The 15,629-nt window shown below is 68.8% G+C and carries 6 protein-coding genes; 3 read left to right on the forward strand and 3 right to left on the reverse strand.

The window, feature by feature from the left end; all coding sequences use genetic code 11:
* Positions 1–66 precede the first annotated feature (66 nt).
* Positions 67–933, forward strand: a complete 867-nt coding sequence (locus tag AC0IYU_RS30925) for a glycosyltransferase family 25 protein (protein WP_472125156.1) — start codon at positions 67–69, stop codon at positions 931–933.
* 10 nt (positions 934–943) lie between these two features.
* Here the strand turns inward: AC0IYU_RS30925 and AC0IYU_RS30930 are convergent, their stop codons facing one another.
* The 3 genes from AC0IYU_RS30930 to AC0IYU_RS30940 are packed head-to-tail and all read right to left on the reverse strand — an operon-like array spanning position 944 to position 10,345.
* The gene (locus tag AC0IYU_RS30930; RefSeq protein ID WP_472125159.1) at positions 944–6,517 is read right to left on the reverse strand and encodes a two-partner secretion domain-containing protein; all 5,574 of its coding nucleotides are present in this window, start codon (positions 6,515–6,517) and stop codon (positions 944–946) included.
* Positions 6,518–6,519: 2 nt separating this feature from the next.
* Positions 6,520–8,235 carry a ShlB/FhaC/HecB family hemolysin secretion/activation protein gene (locus AC0IYU_RS30935; protein WP_472125161.1) on the reverse strand — a complete coding sequence of 572 codons (1,716 nt, stop codon included), beginning with the start codon at positions 8,233–8,235 and terminating at the stop codon, positions 6,520–6,522.
* 37 nt (positions 8,236–8,272) lie between these two features.
* Positions 8,273–10,345, reverse strand: coding sequence for a CHAT domain-containing protein (locus tag AC0IYU_RS30940; RefSeq protein WP_435488179.1), 2,073 nt, complete (start codon positions 10,343–10,345; stop codon positions 8,273–8,275).
* Between the two features lie 401 nt (positions 10,346–10,746).
* Between AC0IYU_RS30940 and AC0IYU_RS30945 the strand changes: the two genes are divergently transcribed.
* Together AC0IYU_RS30945 and AC0IYU_RS30950 are read left to right on the forward strand one after the other, a co-directional pair.
* Entirely contained in the window at positions 10,747–13,578 is a 2,832-nt protein-coding gene (locus AC0IYU_RS30945; protein WP_472125164.1) for a type VI secretion system Vgr family protein, read from the forward strand.
* A complete protein-coding gene (locus AC0IYU_RS30950; protein WP_472125167.1) occupies positions 13,575–15,626 on the forward strand; it encodes a phospholipase D-like domain-containing protein in 2,052 nt (683 codons plus the stop codon). Before AC0IYU_RS30945 ends, AC0IYU_RS30950 begins: the two co-directional genes overlap by 4 nt.
* Positions 15,627–15,629: the final 3 nt, after the last annotated feature.

Raw genomic sequence — 15,629 nt, forward strand, 5'->3', positions numbered from 1 at the left:
CAAAGGGCCACTGCCGGCGCCCCCGCCGGGAGAGAATGCCCCACGGACCTGTGTCATCACGCCATCATGAACGGTTGCTTCATCAATCTGCAAGACAGCACCGCGCGCCGCGCCACCATGGAGTCGCAGTTGCGCACGCTCGGCCTGACGGGCATCGCCCGCTTCGAGGCGATCGACACGCGCGGCCTGCCCGCTTCGGCGGCCCTGCCCGACGCGGCCGTGAGCCCGCGCGAACACGCCTGCTTCGCCTCGCACGTCCAGGCCATCGAGAGCGCGCCGCCGGGGCGCTTCTTTCTGGTGCTCGAGGACGACGCGCTGCTGAGTCGCGCGCTGCCGTCCCTGCTGGGCCGGGAAGAGGCGCTGGCGCAGCTCGAAGGCTTCGACCTGGTGTTCCTCGAATGCCTGCCCAGCATTGCCGCACCCGGGCTGCTGGCGCTCTGGCAGGCCCTGCGCAAGCACGGCCCCCACGATGCGGCTGCGCCGCGCGATGCGATCGGCGGCATCGAGGTGCTGGACGCGCGGGGCCTCTACAACTGGGGCGCGGTGGCCTACCTGGTGACGCCGAAGGGCCTGCGCACGCTGCCCGCGCTGCTGCGCGAAGCGCTGGCCGCGGGCCCGGCCCTGGCCTTCGACATGACGCTGAACGCGCTGGTGCACGGCGAGCGCATCCGCGCGGCGGTGCTTGCGCCGTTCCTGGCCACGCCCGCGCTCGAAAGCCATGCGCAAAGCACCATCGGCGACCGGCCGCGCGCCGCGGAGAACGATGCGCTGGGCGGCGCGCTGCGGCGCCTGTTCTTCGCCGGTCCGGTCGACGGGCTCGAGGCCCACGTGGCCGCCTACCGCCATGCGCCGCTGACGCCAGACCCGCAACTGCGGCTGCTGGCCGACCTGATGGCGCAGTTGTTCGTCATCGCGGCGCGGCCGGTGGAGTGAGCCCGCCGGCTCAGAAGTCCGAGCAGCCGTTGCGCCGCTCGGTGTTGACGCAGCTCAGCAGGTTGGGCCGGGAACGCACGCGCGACCACTCGCGCGCCAGCACGTCGCCGGCTTGCGAGGCGCGGTCGCCGTCCAGCGGGCCTGTCGCCAGGCAGATCGGCGCCTGGCCGATGTTGCGGTCGTAGAGGTAGGTCGAAGGCATCTCGCGCACCACGTCCACCGAGGGCAGATCGGGACGCTGGAACAGCGGCACGGCAGGGCCCGCATCCACGCGCAGGTTGCCCGGCACCACCTTCACCGCATAGCCTGCGGCCGAAGCGAAGGCGCCGTCGATCAGGTAGTTGCCCGCCGGGCTGAAGATGTTGGCGCTGGTGCCCGGCGCGCCGCTGAAGCTGGACGCGCCGTCGCCCAATATCAACCCGATCACGCTGTACGTGAAGCTCGGGTTCGGCGCGCCCTGGGGCCGCGCGGCGTTGTCGATGATCACGGTGGCGGTCGGTTGCTGCGCGTAGATGAAGTGGTTGCCGCCCGCCGGCACCGTCACCGTGCACAGGCCCAGGTAGGCGCAGTGGTACAGGTTGGGCAGCGTGCCGGTGCCGGCGAGGCCGCCGCGCGTCTCGCCCACCCAGGTGTCGGCCCAGATGCGCCACGCGCCGCCGCCGATGGCGAAGCTGCCCGGGTTCTGGAAGCGCGCCGCCGCCACCAGGTCGGTGCCCGTGCCGGCCACCACCGCCGTGGCCAGCGTGAGGTCGTCCGCCAGCGTGCGCACGAACACCGTGCCGGCCGCCATCGACGCCACGCCGCTGGGCACCGCCTGGTTGGTGGCCGCGTCGAAGCCGGTGACGCTCAAGGCGCCGAGGGTGACCGCGTTGGCGTCCACATAGCCGAAGCCGCCCGCGGCGCCGCCGCCCACGGTGGCCACGTCGTTCGCCGGGTTGCGCAGGTCGACGTCGCCCTTGAGCGAGCGCGCGAGCAGGCGGTTGGCGGCGATGGCGCCCGCCGCCGATTGCGCAATGTTGCCGGCCGACAGCAGCCCCACCTGCGACGCACTGATCGCGCCGTTGACCGCGATGTTGCCGCCCCCATCGTTCTGCAGCGTCAACGCCCCCGGCGTGGCCAGCGCCCCGGCCACGGTGATGTCCGCCGCATGCGTGCTGCTGCCCGCCACGATGGTGGGCGCGCCGAGCCGGGCGAACTCGGCGCCCGACACCGAGAAGCCGCCCGTGCCCGCGCCGCCGAGGACGATGGGCGTGGCGGTGGCGTCGGACACCGCGAAGTTGCCGTCCATGCCGCCCGGGCGCAGGTCGATGGCGCCGGCCGCGCTCACCGGCGCACCGATCACGATGGCGTCGGTGCTGCCGTCGTTCACTGCCCGCAGCACCACGTTACCGCTGCCCTGCACCACCGGCTGCGCGCCCGGCACGGTGGGCGAACCGCCGGCCTCGATGGCGACGCCCGTGCCGCCGTTCTGCGAACGGCCGGTGATCTCGATGCCGCCGCCGCCGGTGGTGACGAGCCGCGCGCCGTTCTCCAGCCGCACGCCGCTGTCGCCGCCCACGGCGGGCGCGGTGGCGTCGTTGTTGAAGTTGTAGCCGCGCAGCGCAATGTTGCCGCTGCCGGTCGTGAGGGTGCTGCCGCCGTTCACCAGCACGCCGTGCGAGCCGGCAAAGGTCGACGAGGGCTGGCGCCGCGCCACGCCCTGCACCGTCACGTTGCCGCTGGTCGTCGACAGTGCCGAGAGCACGCGGCCGTCGGTGATGACCACGCCGCTGTTCCAGTCCGCCGAGCTGCCGCGGATGTCGATGGCGCCGGTGGAACTCGCGATCTGCACGCCCGCCAGCGTGACGTTGCCGCCCGCGATCTGCACCGCGCCGCCCGCGCCGGCGTCGCTCTGGCCCACGCGCGTGTCGATCTGCGAATCGACCAGCGTGACATAGCCCGTGGGCGCGCCCGCCTGGCCGCTGTAGAGGGTGACGGCGCCACCGCCGGTCTGCACCTGCGCGCCGTTCATGCCGATCTGCCCGCTGGTCGGCGTGCCGTCGCCGCGCGCGGTCATCGTGACGCTGCCCCCGCGCGTGTCGATGCTGCCGTTGTACGTGATGCTGCCGGTGGACGCGGAGGGCGTGCCGTCGGGGTTGACGCCCGCGTTGAACACCACGCTGAGCGGCCCGCCCGCGCCCGACGAGCGGATCGTCGTGCCCACGCCGTTGGCCTGGATGCTGTTGCCCGAGTCGAGCTCGAAGCTCAGCGGGCCGGCCGCGGCGGTGTAGTCGATGAGCACGTCGTTGGCCAGCGTGATGCTGCCCGCGCCGGCGCCGCCGGTGCCTGTGGTGATCTTCACGCTCGAGCCGCCGTTGAGCGCGGCGTTGATGTCGCCGTCCTGGATGGTCGAGTTCGCCAGCGCGTCGAAGGGGTTGGTCGGCAGCGTGCCGCCGCCTGCGCCGTTCACGATGGCCACCGCGAAGGGATCGACGAGCCAGGTGCCGGCGGTGCCCGCCGGCGCACCCGTGTTGACGCGGATGCCGGTCAGGTCCAGGTTGCCGGCCGAGGTCTCGACAAAGCCGCCGTTGCCGCCCGCCGCACCGCCACGCGCCGACAGCGAGCCATGCGCGCGCAGGCTGTTGTCCGCCAGCAGGCGGATGCTGCCACCGCTGCCGGTGGCGGAGGCACTGTCCGCCAGCACGGACAGCCCCGGCGCCACCGCCAGCATGCCGCCCGTGCTGTCGCTCGTGCGCGTCGATGCCACGAAGCGCACGTCGCCGCCGGCGCCCACGCCGCGCGCATCGGCAAGCGTGCCGGTTGCATCAGCAAGCCCGCCTGCGTAGATGTTGCGTCCGGTGACGGTGATGGCGCCACCCGCCACCTTGTCGCTCGCCGTGCTCAGCAGGGCGTCGGCCTGCGTGCCGCGCTGCAGCAGCACGTCGCCGGTGCCGCCGTTCACCGCGATCTGCCCGCCTTCCGCGCGCAAGCCCTGGCCGGCGCCGCTTGCGCGGATCCACACGGCCGCAGGCGTAAGGCCTTCGTCGATGCCGCCGGGCTGCGGCAGCGGATCGCCGTTGAAGTCGAACGCCACGCCGGCGCTGCCGGTGGTGCCGACGACGTCGATGCGCCGTCCCTGCCCCGCCGCGATGCTCGAATCGCCCACGGTCACGCCGTGCGAGGCATCTATGGTGGACGAGGCCGACAGCTTGCGGAACGCGTCGTTGGCCAGCAGCGCGCCCAGGTCGGCACCCTTGCCCTCGATGCGCACGTTGCCACCGGTGGCGATGTCGGTGCCGCTCACCGCGACGCCGACCGGCGCCGCGCGCGACGACCAGCTTGCGACCCCGTCGCCATCGGTCCATCCGCGGGTGGCGCCGCGCACGGTCACATCCGCGCTGGCCGATGCGATGCGGCTGCGCGCTCCCGGGATGCCGTCGTTGAACGACTGGCCGATCGCCACGCCCGTGCCGCCCAGCCCGCCGACGCCGTCGATCGTGATGCCGCCGCTGCCGCTGAGCACCTCGGTGCCCGCAAGCAACACGCCGACGCTGCCGGAGTAGGTCGAGCTGGACACCACGGTCCCGCCCTGTCCGCGCAGGCTGATGGAGCCGCCCAGCGTGCAGCTGGTGGCGCCTGCTTCGCAGGTCGAGATGCGCCCGCCCGTCACCTGCACGCCTGCGCTCTCGAACTGCACGCCGCTGTAGGTGTCGTCGGTGTAGCCGATGGCGCGCCCGTTCTGCGCGTCGCTCTGGCCGTAGAAGCGCACGTTGCCGCCGCGGGTCTCGATGTTCGCGCCGGTCAGCACGATCGGAGCGGCGTGCAGGCCGGACAGGCTCGCGATCGGCATGTCTCCGGCCGGCAGCGGCGCACCGAACGCGTCGGCGTTGAAATCGACATTCAGGGCGCCGGCCTTCGACTGGATCGCCGAGCGCTCGGACATGGCGATGCCCGTGGCCGAATCGACCCGCAGCGAGGCGTTGCCGCCCTCGTTCTTCACCACCTGGGCCGCGGTGTCGAACACCACGCCCAGCGCTTCCTGCCCGCCTTCGGCATTGCGCGCGTTGCTGCCGAGCACCACGTCGGTCGAGCGTCCGAGCGCATCGCCGACGGCCTTGTCGCTGACCTGGCTGGAGGCCGCGCCCCCGGCACTGAGGTAGCCGCCCGCGTCATACAGCGGTGCGGCGGGCGTGACGACGATCTGCTTTTCGGACTGCAAGGTCCACCGCCCGTTGGCGCCGCCATGGGTGCCGCCTGCCGCGGACACCGAGAGGTCGCTGCCGACCTCGACCGCATTCGCACTGGTGAGGATGGTCCCGCCCTTGCCGCTGCCCGAGCCCTGTGCCGACAACTCGCCCGACAGGTGCAGGCCCAGCACGGTGGCCGGTGGCACCTCGTTGCCCACGCCCGGCAGCGCCGCGTAGTTCGCCGCTTCGATGCGGATCTCGCCGCCCGCGGCATTGCCGGCGCTGCCGTCGGCGCGCAGCGTGGCGCTGGGCGCCACCGACAGGCCTGTGAGGGCCGCGAGCCGCACCGTGCCGCCGCCGGCCTCGCCGCTGGCGTCGAGCGTGGCGTTCTCGACGCGCACGCGGCCCGCGGCCACGTCGATGCGCCCGCCTGCCACGGCACCGGCAGACGTGGCTTCCAGCGTGCCGCCGACGCGCACTTCGTTGTCGCTGCCTGCGCTCAGCACGATCTCGCCGTTCTTCATGCCCAGCGAATGGGCGCGCACGGTGCCGCTCTGGTTCACCACCAGGTCGCCCACCGTGGTCGACTGCCCCACCAGCACCACCCGACCGCCGTTGGCCTGCAGCGTGCCGCTGTTGGTCACCGCGGCCTTGGTGGCCATCGAGTCCGCCAGGATGTGGAGGCTGGTGAGGCCGTCGCCCCCGATGTCCAGCGTGATCTTGCGCCCCGAGGCCAGCGCCACGGTCTGGCCGTCGGCGGTGATGGTGCCGGTGGCTTCGTTGCTCACGCCCGCACCCATCAACACCACCGGCCCGCCGCTCGCCGTGATGTCGCCGAGGTTGCGCACTGTGGTGGTGTCGGCGTTGGCGCGCTCGAAAGCCAGGCTGGTCTTGCCCTCGAGGAAGTTCGCGTCGCTCGTGGTCATTGCCAGCGTCGAGGCCAGCAGGCCGCCCACGTTGACGCTCGCCCCCTGGCTGAACAGCACGCCATTCGGGTTGATGAGGAACACGCGGCCGTTGGCGGTGAGTTGGCCCGCGATGGTCGAGAGCTCGCCGCCGGTCACGCGGTTCAGCAGGATGCTCGACGGGCCCAGGGCCTGCTGGATGTTGACCGCGTCCTTCGCGCCAATGGAAAAGCTGTTCCAGTCGATGATCGCTCGCAGCGAGCCCTGCGTGATGCCGAGCGCCTGGCCGCCGCGCGGCGCGACAGTGGTGACGGGGTTGACCGTCACCATGCCCTGCGTCGCGAACATGCCCGGCTGGTAGCTCGGCAGGACGACCTGCGCCAGCGCGGGTGCCATGCCGATGCAGGCCAGCGAGAAGGCCAGCGGGCGCAGCGTCAGGCACAGCGGGTTGTGCGGCGGGTTGTGCGGCGGATGGTGCAGCGGATGGCGGGATGAGCGTGTGCGTGGCTTCATGGTCAGAACGCCTTTTGAAGCTGGACGTACAGCCGCGGGCCGCGGCTGCCGCCATCGGTCTGCGCCCGCGGCGTGCCGTCGCGCCATGCCAGGGTCGCATTGATCGAGAAATTGCCGGGGCGCGACCAGCTCATGCCGATGCCATAGCCGCGCAGGCTGCGGGAGTTCTCGCCGTCCGCCGGCGAGGGGCGGCGCGCCAGCTTGCCGCGCGCCGCGTCGTAGAAGACGAAGGGCGTGAGCTCTTCGTTCACCGACCAGCGCCATTCGACGGTGCCGATCAGGCCCTGGTCGGCCAGCAGTTCGCCCGAGGGGTAGGCGCGCACCGCGCGCGCGCCGCCAAGCGCGAGCTTCTCCGACGCGTCGAGGTTCTTGCTGGCCCACTGGCCGCCGACGGACAGGTACAGCGAATGCTGCGGCACGATGGCCTGCAGGCGCGACAACTGAAAGCTCAGCTTGCTGAAGCCGCCCTCGGTGCGGCGCCCGCCGAAGGCCTGGTCGTCCGCCAGGCTCTGCGGGTCGCGGATGGACAGCGAGCCGTGGTACAGAGTGCCCGAGCTCGCCCAGTAGCCGCCGCCGAGCACGTCGTCGCGACGCTCCCAGGTCCAGCCCAGGCCGAGGCCGCGCACGCGCTTCTTCGAGTTGAATTCGAACGTGCGGATCTCGTCGTTCAGGTCCTTGCTGTCGGCGCTCAGGCGCAGGAAGAGGTTCTGCTGGCGTTGCCGGATCAGCGGGTAGTTGAGCGACACATCGAACACGTTGGCGCGGCCCTGTGCCTCCAGGTCGGCGAACTGCCCGCCCAGCTCGTAGCTCACGCGCGCCAGGCCCACGCCGGCGCGCAGCCCGCTGGTGCCGATGGGCGCCTCGTAGGACACGCGGCCGAACTGCAGCGCGTTGCTGTTGGAGACCATCACGCGCGCGTCCAGGTTGTCGCCGATGCCGAACGGGCTGAGCCAGCGCGCGGTGCCGCCCACGCGGTAGCGGCCCGACTCCTTGGTGCCGTGGTTGTCGGCCTCGCCGGTGAAGGCCCAGCGCGGCGCGGCCGTGACTTCGACGGCCAGGTCGGTGGTGCCGGTCTGCCCGCCTTCCTGCAGGCCTGACGACACCTTGATGCCGGGCTGGTCGGACAGCAGCAGCATGGCGCGCTCGTAAGCCGGTGCGTTCACGGCCTCGCCGGGTTGCAGCGGTGCAAGAAAGCCGCGCACGCGCGCCTCGCCGATGGGCGCATCGGGCGCGACGACGACGTCGACCTTGCCCAGCCGGCCTTCGATGACGCTGATCTCGACGATGCCGTCGCGCACGGTCTGCACCGGCACCACGGCCTGCGCGAGGAAGTAGCCGCGCTCCTTGTAGCGCGCGGTGATGGCCTTGGCCAGCGCTTCGAGGTCGCCGAGCGTGACGTCGCGGCCGATGTAGGGGCCGGTGATGGACTGCAGCTCTTCGTTGCTCAGCGCCTTCACGCCGTTGAGCCGCAGGTCGTTGAGCGTGAACGACGTGCCCGCGGGGCGCGGCGGTGCGGGCAGGCTCTGCGGCGCCACGGCACCGGTGGCCTGCGCGAGCGGCCGGCCGCAGGTGCCGCACGGGTCTTGCGTGGTCAGCAGTTCGGTCGTGTCGCCAGCGTGCGTGCGCTGGGCGGCGACCAGCAGCGTCGCGCCTACCAGAACGGTGACTGCGAGGGCGATCGGCGTGGACCGTTGGCTGAAGCGCATGTCGGTGACCATGGCAGTTCTTCTTTTTCGGGGGGCGGGCAACATGTGGTCAGCTCCCCACGGTGAGGCGCCAGTTGCCGATCAGGTTGAACGGCGCCCAGAAGAAGGGGTGTGACATCTTCGGGTCCTTCAACACGGCGAGTTGCCCGGCCTGCATCGCCTTCTGGATGTCGCGGCCCTTCGCCAGCTCGCCGTAGAGCGTGCTCATCAGCACCGCCGTTGCGTCATCCGACACCGGCCACAGCGACGCGATCAGGCTGGAGCTGCCGGCCGAGAGGAACGAGCGTGTGAAGCCCAGCACCTCGTCGCCCTGCGCGATGCGCCCCAGGCCCGACTCGCAGGCCGACAGCGTGACCAGCGCGGTGCCGTCCATCGGCAGGCCAAGGATCTCGTGGGCTTCCAGGAAGTTCTGCTTGCCGCCCTCGTTGGCCAGCAGGATGCGCGAGTACAGCGGATCGACCGCGTCGGCCTCCGCATGCGCCGCCACGTGCATCAGCGGCGAGCGCGCGGCCACGTCGCGGAACTGGGTCTTGGTGGCGGCCGCGCCCATGTACACCGTGTTGCGCGGGAACAGCTGCGCGAGCTGCTTCACCTCGGTCTCGGCGCCGGGCAGGTCGTACTTGTCCTCGATGCGCGGATTGCCGAAGGCCACCAGCGCGGCGTTCACGCGCGGCGTGCGCTGCGCCAGCTGCACCGCGATGCTGATCGACGGCGCCACGGCCACCGGGTGCGTCTCGATGATGTAGCGGCCGTCCAGCCGCAGCGCCTGGAACGGCAGGTAGTGCAGCGGGCCGTGCGGCACCACGATCAGCCGCTGCCCCGGCACCAGGCCGAGCGGGCCGAGCAGCGCGGCGCCCAGCTTGTCGGCGTTGGCGATGGCCGTGCGGCGCCCGCGCACGATGGAGTTGCGGAAGGTCTCGACCAGCTCGGTGAGGTCGTCGCGCTTCACCGCCACCGTCTTCTCGGCGATGCCGTCCGGGCTCACGATCCACACCACCAGGCGGTCGGGCAGCGCGTGGAACTGCACCACGCGCTCGTCGGGCGCCAGCGTGCGCTGCAGCGCGGCAAGGTCGATGGTGGTGGCGGCCTGCTCGCTGATCTTCGCGCGGCCGCGCACCGCGTCGAGCAGCGCGCGCGAACGGCTGTGCTCGCTCACCTCGAAGGCCTGGCGCGCATCGCCCGCGTCGCTGTAGATGGCCACGCCGCGCTCGAACACCGACTGCAGGTCGGAGAACAGGCCCATCTTGAATTCTTCGCTGCGGAACTTGGCACGCACCTTGTCGACGTCGCCCAGCGCACGGCCCACGGCCTCGGCGGCGGCCTGCTTCTGGCCCAGTGCGAGTTCGCTGCGCGCCACGCCGTCCCAGGCCCAGAGGCGGTAGTACTCGGTGTCGGCGCCGACCTGGCGCGCGGTGAGCGCGCGGTACATGTCGCGCGCCTCGCCCGGCTTGTCCTCGGCCAGCAGCAGGCGTGCGCGGGTGCGGTCGAGCAAGGCGGTGAGGGGGGCATCCTTGGGCTGCGCCATGGTGCCGAGCACCTGCCGTGCGCGCACCGGATCGCCCGACTCGATCAACGCGTTGACCAGCGAGGCCTGCACCAGCGGTGCGTAGCGCGCCGAGCTGTTGGCCAGCGCCTCGTCGTAGCTGAGCACGGCGCCCGCGAAATCGCCGCGGCGCGTGCGCACGTCGCCGATCACCTTCTGCACCGGGCCGACCACCAGCTTCGGGTCGCGGGCCGGGTGGCGCAGCGCTTCGCGCGCGAACTCCTCGGCCTTCTCGAGCTGGCCGGAGTAGCTGTAGACGATGGCCAGGTCCCGGTTGGCCATGGCCAGCAGGTTGGGGTCGTTGGTGGCGCCGGCCAGGTGCAGCGCCTTGCTGGCGGCACGCACGCTCTGGCGAAACTCGCCGGCCTCGGCCAGTGCGACCGCCTGGCTGCAGTACTGGTAGCCCGAGAGCTTGACCGCGTCCTCGCCGTACAGCACGGCGCCCTGGCTGGTCAGTGCCAGCAGGTTGTCGGTGTCGTCGAGCCGGGCCTGCTCCATGCGGTTGCCTGCGGCCTCGGCGTTCGACACGGCCTGCGCCGAAGGCTGCTGCTGCGCCCAGGCCCACGGGCCGAAGCCCATGGCCAGCAGGAACGCAAGACCCAGTTCGCCAGCGACACGCGCACGGCGAAGCGCCGGGCGCGCACATCCCCATCTCGAAAACCAAACCATTGCACCCCCGCACATGGCCCATGTGTGCCCGCCGGAGGCGGGCCGCCGGCGTCGCAGAAGTGCGCGCCGTTCAGGCCTCGTGGGGAAAGTCTAGGAGGGGGTTCCTGCGGCGGCTATTCGCAAGAAGGTCTAGCGCAAACGGACTACGACCCGGATCGGAGAGTTGACTTGTCAATGTCCAATACGTCACACATTGCGCGTTGAATTCGCAGGGACAGGCCGATTCCTGGGCGGGGTGACCATTGTTAGCAGTGTGAGTGGATGGGTTCTCGCAAACTGCGCGGCTTCTTCTCCTGTCACGGAAGACGCCGATGCCCCGCACGCTCACTGTTCGCGCCAGCGCGATCCCTCTTTTTCTTGAACAGCCTGCGCTGGAGCCCGTTCGCTTGTCAGGGCGCGAGGGCTTGAACTCATTGTTCGATTACGAGCTATTGCTCAAGACCCCTGATGCGCTGAACCTCGGCGCCAGCGGCGCGATGGATTTCGATCTCGATGGATTCATCGGCCGCGAGATCTGCTGTTCGGTCCAGCTCGATGGTGCGGGCCAGTTCGTTGCCGGCATCGTGGGTGCGTCGATCGGCCATGTCGGCGCGGGCGTGCGCCAGATCAACGCCCTGATCACCGACGCGTGCCTGCTGGGCGAGGAAGGCCGCCATGTGCAATACAAGCTCACGCTGCGCCCCTGGCTTCACCTGGCCACGCTCACCACCGACTGCAAGATCTTCCAGAACAAGACCGTCGTCCAGATCCTCGATGAACTGCTGGGCGGCTACGACTTCCCTGTCGACAAGCGTCTGATCGAGAGTTATCCGATACGCGACTACCAGGTTCAGTACAACGAAAACGACTTCGAGTTCTTCAGCCGGTTGTGCGAGGAATGGGGCATCAGCTACTTCTTCGAGCACGGCGAAGAAAGGCACCGCCTGGTGCTCATCGACAACATGGGCGCGTACAAGAAGAACGACAGCGCCGCCTACCAGGAGGTCGAGTACCACGCGCCGGGCTGGAAGATCGATGCCGAGTACATCCACAGCTTCGTGCCGTACCACCAACTGACGAGCGGGCGATACACCAGCCGGGACTACGACTACACGCGACCGAGGGCCGATCTGGGCGTTGGGCGCAGCGACCCGCGTCCGACCGGGCAGGCTGACGCCGAGGTCTACCAATGGCATGCGGACCAAGGTGGCAGCCACTGCGCACAGCCCAAGGCAGGCAGTGCCGAGCCCAACGACCCGCAGGGCGAAGGCCGCCAGTTGGCCCTGCTGCGCATGCAGGCCCTGCGCACGCACGGTGCCCGGGCCAAGGCCAGTGGCAATCTTCGTGGCATGGTTCCGGGCTGCAGCTTCCAGCTCACAAATCACCCGCGCGAGAAGGCCAACACCGAGTACCTGGTCCTGGATACCCAGCTCCTGATCGAAGACGTTGGGCAAGACAGCCAGATCCGCGATGCCGCACCCGGCAGAAAGCAGCACTGGAAGGTCGAGGTCGATTTCACTGCGCACCCGATGGCCGAGCCGCTGCGTCCGGCGCCCACGCAACCCAAGCCGTTCACCCGCGGTCCCCAGTCTGCACTGGTGGTCGGGCCGCCCGGGCAGAACATCTGGACCGACGAACTCGGCCGCATCAAGGTGCAGTTTCCTTGGGACCGCATCGGCCAGAAGCACCAGCACAGCACCTGCTGGATACGGGTGTCGAGTCCGTGGGCGGGCAACCAGCTGGGTGGCATCCAGATTCCGCGCATCGGGCAGGAGGTGATCGTCGATTTCTACGGCGGCGATCCGGACCTGCCGATCTGCACCGGGCGGCCTTACAACCAGAACAACCTGCCGCCATGGGCGTTGCCGGGCCAGCAGGCGCTGTCGGGTTTTCGAAGCCGGGAGCTGACCGAGGAAGGTGGCAACAGCGCAGCCGGGCGCAGCAACCACCTCGCGCTCGACGACACGGCCGGCAAGATCCAGGCGCAGCTCAAGAGCGACCACCAGCACAGCCAGCTGAGCCTGGGGCACATCACGCGCATCGAGGACAACGCGGGGCGCAAGGACCTTCGGGGCGAAGGCCTGGAACTGCGCACCGATGGTCATGGCGCCATTCGTGCCGCCCAGGGTCTGTTGCTCACCACCGAGGGGCGAGCCAACGCCAGGGCCCACATCACCGACATGGGCGAAACAGTGGCACGGCTGACAGAGGCCCGCGAACAGCACGAGGGCTTGTCCGGATCGGCGCTGCAGGCCGAGGCGCATTCCTTGGGAGATCAGGACGAAGTCACCCAGGCCCTGAAGGCGCAGAACGACGCCATCAAAGGCGGCGCCCCGGCAAGCAAAGATCGCTTCCCCGAGCTGGCCGACCCGCATCTCGTGTTGGCCAGCCCCGCAGGCATCGAGACCACCACGTCGCGGTCCACCCATATCGCCAGCGCCAAGCACAACGCACTGACCAGCGGAGGGCACACCAGCATCTCCGCAGCCCAGAGCTTCCTGGTCAGTGCCAAGCAGGCGGTTCGGCTCTTTGCCTACCAGGCAGGGATGAGGCTCTTCGCATTCGGGGGCAACATCGACATCAAGGCGCTCAAGGAGAGCATCAACATCCTGGCCAAGCTCGATATCGTTCAAGTCGCCAACCGAATCACCATCACCGCCAAGGAGGAACTCGTTCTCAATGGCGGCGGAAGCACGATACGCCTGAATGCCGCAGGCATCGAAGATGCCACCTCCGGCAAGCATGTGGAATACGCCGCCGCGCACAGCATGGTCGGGCCGAAGAACGCACCCACCCGGTCGGCGAGTGGCATGTCGAACCTGGACCTCAAGGAAAAAGGGGCGCTGAGCTTCGTGCTTCTTTCGCACGCGCAAGACGGCCGGCCTCTCGGCTTGGAGCCCTACACCTTGTACAAGGACGGCGCGAAGGTGGCCGACGGCATCACCGATGCCGATGGGCGAGTCCTCATTGAAGACCATCAGAGCGATACGGGCTCCTACAAGGTGCGCCTTGCCAACGGCAACGAATACGAGTTGCCCGTCAGGGCAGGAATTGAATCCGACGATGACAGGCTCGCTGCCTCCGGGTATCGCGCGGCTCACGGTGAAAACAGAAACCGGATGCAGCACTACCTGCGGCACCGCGACAAAGAAGGCAACTCATGAGCGACCCGCGACCCGTGAACGACACCCAGCACACATCGACGGTGCCTTTGTGCACTGGCACAGGCACCGCCATCGGCAGCGCGCAATGGCTCCTGGAGAAGAAGGGCGAGGACGAGAAATCGCCGGTACTTCAGCACAACAATCTGCGCCTCTACATCTGCGGCGAAGAAACTTTCAAACAGATCGCCGCCGACATACGAAAAGCACAGCACAGCATCGACCTCGTCTGCTGGGGCTTCGATCCGGCGATGGAGCTCACACGCGGCACGGCCGACCACTGGCCGCGCGGCGAAACCTGGGGCGATCTGTTGCTGGGCGCTGCGCGAGGCGATTTCAACAATGGAAAGCCGGTGCAGGTGCGTCTGCTCGTGTGGTACGACTTCATTGGCAGCGCCGCTGTGAACAACATGCCGGGCTACAAGTCTGAGTCGCTCTATGAACACAGCAAGCCGGGTTTGTTGTTTCCTCCATCTCCTTCCTTGCGTGATCGACGGGAAATATTCAATTCGCATTGGTACAGGGATGTTGTGGCGGGACGCCAAAACGCCCTGTCGCTGCGCACGCGCGGCGGCGTTCATGCCGACGTGATGGCCAGTCTGCAGGGCGAAGCGAGCGCCAAAGGCCTGGGCCGCATCGAGCGCCTGGGCTTCGAGTACCTGGCCACGCATCACCAGAAGACCATCGTCATCGACTACGAGGGCGAAAGGCCCTGCGGCTATGTGCTCGGACTGAACTCGGTCACCGACTACTGGGATACCACGTCACACAAGTTCGACGACCCCCGACGCGGCAAAAGCTGGGAGGGTGCGAACGACGCAGAGCCCGGGCTCAAGCCCTACCAGGACTACGGTTGCCGTATCGAGGGCGAAGTGCTGGCGGTGGTGTGCAAGAACTTCACCGAGGCTTGGAACAAGGCCGGAGCCAAAGGCAAAGGCGCGGGCAGCAACGTGAACCGCAAGTTCGATTTCAAGGCGACGCCTGCGAACCTGACCAGGAACTTGGTCGCTCCGCGCCAGAGCGCGCAGATCCTGCGCACCTTGCCTGCCGAGGACGGCAGCGAGAAGTCCATCCACCGCCTCTATGACCACGCGATCAGCTTTGCGCGCCACTATCTGTATGTAGAGAACCAGTACTTCCAGCACGCTGACTGGGTCAAGGAACTCAAGCGCCTGCGTGCGGAGCAAGTCGCAGGTTGCCAGAAAGGCAAGCTCGACATGGCCGACGTGCCCAAGCTGCATGTGATGGTCGTGACGCCCACGCCGGAACGCGCGCAGATGGTGCCGCGAACACACAACACCGTGACGGAGCTGGGGCATGGTTCGTCCATGCCCAATCAGGCGAAGATGGTGGAAGAAGAAATCGCGCGCTACGAAGCCGTGCAGGAAGCCCGCAGGCGAAGCAAGGATCCCCTCACGATTCCACCGCCGGCTCCCCTGTCCAGCATTGCCCAGGCCTACAAGGACGCGGGCGGCGGCAAGGACGATGAGACGGCACGCAAGGAGCTGGAGGGCCAGTTCGCCATGCGCACGTTGGTGGCCAGCCTGTGGACTTTCGATCCGAATTGGCAGAGCAAGCAGAAAGACGACCTGGGCAGGCTCAAAGAGTGGAGCAGCACCTCGACGTACGACAAGAGCGGGCAAGACATCAGCCTGAACCGCCAACGCATCAAGAGCATGAGCGACAAGCTTTACAAGGCGCGCTATCGCGAGATCTACATCCACAGCAAGCTGATGATCATCGACGACAGCATGTTCACACTGGGCAGTGCCAACCTGAACCTGCGCAGCTTTGCGGTGGACAGCGAGATCAACATCGCAAGCGACGATGCGGTCACGGCTGCGAATCTGCGCGAGCGGGTGTGGGGGCAGCATACCGACGGGAAGTTTTCGGGGGGGAATGCGACGGATCAGAAGGTGATGTTTCAGACGTTTCAAGATTGGCACAAGGAGGCCAGCACCAACTTTAAGAAGAAAGTCCGCGGCGAAACTCCGTCCTGCTTTCTTGTCGCATTCAACGACGAACGCACAAGCACCATTCGCTTGGGTTAATCA

This window comes from Variovorax sp. AC103 (genome assembly GCF_979254005.1).

Bases quoted from the DNA above. Each gene is read 5' to 3' on its own strand.
- AC0IYU_RS30925 (WP_472125156.1), top strand. From the start codon at position 67: ATGAACGGTTGCTTCATCAATCTGCAAGACAGCACCGCGCGCCGCGCC.
- AC0IYU_RS30930 (WP_472125159.1), bottom strand. From the start codon at position 6,517: ATGAAGCCACGCACACGCTCATCCCGCCATCCGCTGCACCATCCGCCG.
- AC0IYU_RS30935 (WP_472125161.1), bottom strand. From the start codon at position 8,235: ATGGTCACCGACATGCGCTTCAGCCAACGGTCCACGCCGATCGCCCTC.
- AC0IYU_RS30940 (WP_435488179.1), bottom strand. From the start codon at position 10,345: ATGGGCTTCGGCCCGTGGGCCTGGGCGCAGCAGCAGCCTTCGGCGCAG.
- AC0IYU_RS30945 (WP_472125164.1), top strand. From the start codon at position 10,747: ATGCCCCGCACGCTCACTGTTCGCGCCAGCGCGATCCCTCTTTTTCTT.
- AC0IYU_RS30950 (WP_472125167.1), top strand. From the start codon at position 13,575: ATGAGCGACCCGCGACCCGTGAACGACACCCAGCACACATCGACGGTG.